Origin of the sequence: Streptomyces sp. NPDC006265, assembly GCF_040613555.1 — a bacterium.
Lineage (GTDB): Bacteria > Actinomycetota > Actinomycetes > Streptomycetales > Streptomycetaceae > Streptomyces.
In genome coordinates this window covers 1-4,381 of the sequence record NZ_JBEXSH010000784.1, presented here as the reverse complement: position 1 = coordinate 4,381, position 4,381 = coordinate 1, and the positions used below count along the sequence as shown (strand labels likewise).

Sequence of the window (4,381 nt, the reverse complement as noted above, 5' to 3'; positions counted from 1 at the left end):
CTGCGGGCTGAACTTGTTGCTTCCCATGATCTCGGCGCCGATGTTGTGGTGGTAGTCGCGCACCAGATAGTCGTCGAGGCCCCTCCGGAGACGACACAGTCCTTGGGCCCGTTGTGGGCCGCCAGAAAGACATCGGCCGGCAGCAGGGACTCGACGGTAGCCCGGTCGGCGACGACGCTGAGCATCGCCCCGGTCGGCTGCTCCTGCATCAGTCGCCCGCGCAGCGCCACCAAGGCGAGGGCGTCCTGCGGGGTGAACACTCCCGCGAGGCAGGCCGCGACGAGTTCTCCCAGGCTGTGGCCGAGCAAAGCGGCGGGTTCGACGCCCCATGACGCCCAGAGCCGTGCCAGGGCGTATTCGAGGACGAAGAGGGCCGGCTGGGCGAGCCTGGTCCGGTCGAGTTCGGCGGCGGCGGTCTCGGACCGCTCCGTGTCGAGCAGCAGGTCCAGCAGGCCCGCGTCGGCGTCGCCGCGGGAGGCCAGTTCCTTCAGGCAGAGGTCCACGGCGTCGCGGAAGACCGGCTCGTGCGCGTAGAGCTCCCTGGCCATGCCGGGGTACTGACCACCCTGCCCGCTGAGGAGGAACGCGACGCGCGGGGGTGTGCCGCCGCTCTCGCCGGTCGTCACCCGCGCCGGATTCCGTGCCTCCAGGGCGGCGGCGAGTGACGCGGCGTCGGGGCCGGTGACGGCGCGGCGCACCGGGAAGCGGTGCCGGCCCGTCGCGGCGGTGTACGTGACGTCGGTGAGCCGTGCCTGTCCTCGGCGCAGGCGCGCGGCCATCGCGTCGCTGAGCTCCTCCAGCGCCGCGTGGTTGCGCGCGGACAGCACGAGGAGGTGCGAGGGGTGTCCGGGCCGGGCGTCCTCCCCGGCGTCGGGCCGGCCCTGCGCGGGGCCCTCCTGGAGGACGACGTGGGCGTTGGTGCCGCCGAAGCCGAAGGCGCTGACTCCGGCCAGGCGCGGTGTGCCCGAGCGCGGCCACGGTGCCGTGTCCCGCTGGACGGTGAAGGGTCCGGCGGCGAAGTCGATGTCCGGGTTGGGGGATTGGAAGTGCAGAGTGCGGGGCAGCGTCTCGTGCCACATGGCCAGGACCGTCTTGATCAGCCCCGCGATACCCGCGGCGGCGTCCAGATGGCCGAAGTTCGACTTGAGCGACCCGAGGGCGACCGTGGCGGGCGGCACGCCCTCGTAGGCCTTCGTGAGGGCGCGGACCTCGATCGGGTCCCCGAGCGAGGTGCCGGTACCGTGCGCCTCGACGTAGCCGATCGCGGCCGGTTCCGTGCCGGCGTCGCACAGCGCGTCCGCGATCACCCTGGCCTGGCCGGCGACGGTGGGGGCGGTGAAGCCGACCTTGACCGCCCCGTCGTTGTTGACGGCCGAACCCTTGATGACGGCGTAGACGGTGTCGCCGTCGGCGAGGGCGTCGTCGAGGCGCTTGAGCACCACGGCACCCGCGCCGCTGCCGAACAGGGTTCCGGCCGCGCGGGCGTCGAAGGGGCGGCAGTGTCCGTCCGGGGAGACGAACGAGCCTTCCTGGTGGAAGTAGCCGCGCTCCTGTTCCAGGTTGAGGAAGACACCGCCGGAGAGCGCCATGTCGCACTCGCGCTCGCGCAGCGAGCGGCAGGCCAGGTGCACGGCGACCAGCGACGTGGAGCACGCGGTGCGCAGCGAGACGCTGGGGCCCCGCAGGTCGAGTTTGTAGGAGACCCGGGTGGACAGGAACCCCAGCTCGTTGCCGAGGAGGATCTGTGTGCCGCCGGTGGTCTCGACGATCTCGGGGTGGGAGTAGACGTGGGCCAGGTAGCCGTTGCTGCCGGCACCGGCGAACACGCCGATGTCCCCGTCGAACCGGGCGGGGTCGTGCCCGGAGTGCTCCAGCGCCTGCCACGCCGTCTCCAGGAAGACCCGGTGCTGCGGGTCCATGATCTCCGCCTCGCGGGCCGTGTAGCCGAAGAACTCGGCGTCGAACATGTCGATGCCGGGCAGGCAGGCGCCGGCGCGTACGAAGTTCGGCTGGTCGAGGTGGTCCGGTGCGGCGCCCGCGGCGAGGAGCTGTTCGTCCGTGAAGAAGGAGACGCTCTCCACGCCGTCGCGTACGTTCGCCCAGAACTCGTCCAGGTCACGGGCGCCGGGGAAGCGTCCCGCCATGCCGACGATCGCGATGTCCCGGTCCCGGCTCATGCGAGGTCCCCGATCAGGCCGGCCAGCGAGCGGATGGTGGGGCCCTCGTACACGACGGTCAGCGGGACGGCGATGCCGAGGCCGCTGCGCAGCCGGTGCACCACTTGCAGGCCGAGCAGGGAACTGCCGCCCAGTTCGAAGAAGTTGTCCTGTACTCCGACCGCCTCGATGCCGAGCAGTTCCTCCCAGATGGCGGCGAGTCGGCGTTCCAGGTCGGTCGCCGGGGCCACATACGGATTGCGCAGGCTGGGGCGGGCGTGGCGCTGTTCCACCACCGTCGTGTCCCGGACGGGTGCGGACCACTGCCGGACGCGCTCGTTGAGGTCGGTCGTGGAGGCGATGACCTGAGGGCGGGCCGCCGCGTCGAGGAGGCGTTCGAAGACGGCGCGTCCCTCGTCCGGGTCAAGGGCGACCTGGTGGACGGCGGCGCCGATGCCGGCTTCCGCGTCGGCGTCGCCGGGGAAGTGCCACGCCTCCCAGTTGAGCGACGTCCACCGGGGGCGGCCGGGACGTGGCTCGCACCGGGCGAAGGAGTCGAGGAAGGCGTTGGCGGCGGCGTAGGCGGTGAACCCGAGTCCGCCGAGCAAGGCCGCGACAGAGGAACAGAGCACCGCGAAGTCGAGGGGCTGTCCCTCCAGGGCCCGGTCGAGCACGTGCACGCCGTGCAGTTTCGGTCCGAAGTGGCGGGCGCAGTCGTCGTCCGTCAGGTCGGCGAGCACCTGGTGGGCGGCCGGTCCCGTGGTGCCCGCGGCGTGGATGACGCCGTTGACGGGGCCGCACTCCTGGACGGCCTTGTCCACCGCGGCGGCGACCGCGTCGGGGTCGGCCACGTCGGTGGCGGAGATGACGACCGTGGCGCCCATGGCCTCCAGTTCGCGCACGGCGGCGACGGCCGCGGCGGTGGCGGGGTCGTGCTCGCCGTCCCACGCACCGCGGTCGGGCAGGCCCGTACGCCCCATCAGAACCAGGTGCGCGCCGGGCGCGCGGGTGGCGATGGCGCGGGCAAGGACCAGTCCGATCTTGCCCAGGCCGCCGGTGATCAGGTAGACCCCGCCGGGACGCAGCACGCCCCCGGTGCCCGCCGTCAGCGGCGCCGGCACGAGGACCTGGCGCCAGCGCGTCGTGCCGCGCAGCGCGACGATCCCGCTGTCCGCCTCGTCGGCGAGTTCCGCGAGGACCCGGTCGGCGAGGCCGGTCGTGCCTGTCGGGACGGGCACGTCGATCTGGGCGCAGCGCAGGGAGGGGTACTCCTGGGGGGCGACCTTGCACACACCCTGGACGGTGGCCTTGACGGGGTTCACGGGCTCGTCGCCGAGCACCGAGTACGTCTCGCTCGACAGCACGGTCCAGTGCTGCTCGCCCACCATCAGTTCGGGCTCGCACGCGCGGGCCCACCGCACGAGGCTGTGGAAGCCGCGCTCCAGGGTCTCCTCGGCCGCCGCGCGGTCGTCCGTCGCGGGGCTCGGGTCGACGGCCCAGCAGTGCACCACGCGGTCGGGGAAGGCCCCCTGGCCGCGCAGGCTCTCGGCGAGGCTGCCGTAGTGGCCCGGGTCGGCGGGGTTCATGACGTACCGGCCGGGACCGTCCTCCTGCCAGGCGGGTCCCGTGCTGACGGTCACGACGGGGGCGCCCAGCGCGGAGAGCCGGGCGGCGATGTCGCCGCCGAGGCCGCCGTCGTCCGCGAACACGAGCCATCGGTGGCCGTCCGCCGCGAGGGTGGTGTCCTCCACGGGAGCGACACGCTGCCAGGAGGTGTCGTAGAACCAGTCGTCCATCCCGGCCCGTTCCCCGGAGAGGGCCGGGTGCCGGTCGCGCCGATCGGCGTCGAGCCAGTACCGGGTGCGGGCGAACGGGTAGGAGGGCAGCACCACCCGGCGGCGCGGGGTGTGCGCGTGCAGGCCCGCCCAGTCGGGGGTGACTCCGGCGAGCCACAGCCGGCCGAGTGCCCGGAGCGCGGCCGCCCGGTCGGACTCGGCGGTGAACGCGTCGGGCAGCGACGGAACGACGACCCGGTCCGCGACCTCCGCGCTCGCCGGGTGCTGCATCGCCCCCGACGTCAGCGCCCGGCCGGGGCCGACCTCGACGAGGACGACGTCCTCCACGCCCCATAGGGTGCGCATGCCGTCGGCGAAGCGAACCGGCAGCCCCCGCCCGCCGAACCCCGCGACCTGCCCCCGCGCGCGGAGCAGCTCCAGCTCTCCGGC

The 4,381-nt window shown here is 73.5% G+C and carries 2 protein-coding genes; both read right to left on the bottom strand.

Annotated elements, in window-relative coordinates; translation table 11 throughout:
* Positions 1 to 2,177: type I polyketide synthase (locus tag ABZ281_RS39865; RefSeq protein ID WP_356662868.1), on the bottom strand; the 2,177-nt coding region annotated here is incomplete at its 3' end.
* The coding region (locus ABZ281_RS39860) for an SDR family oxidoreductase (RefSeq protein ID WP_356662867.1) at positions 2,174 to 4,381 on the bottom strand (2,208 nt) is incomplete at its 5' end. The genes ABZ281_RS39860 and ABZ281_RS39865, both read right to left, overlap by 4 nt.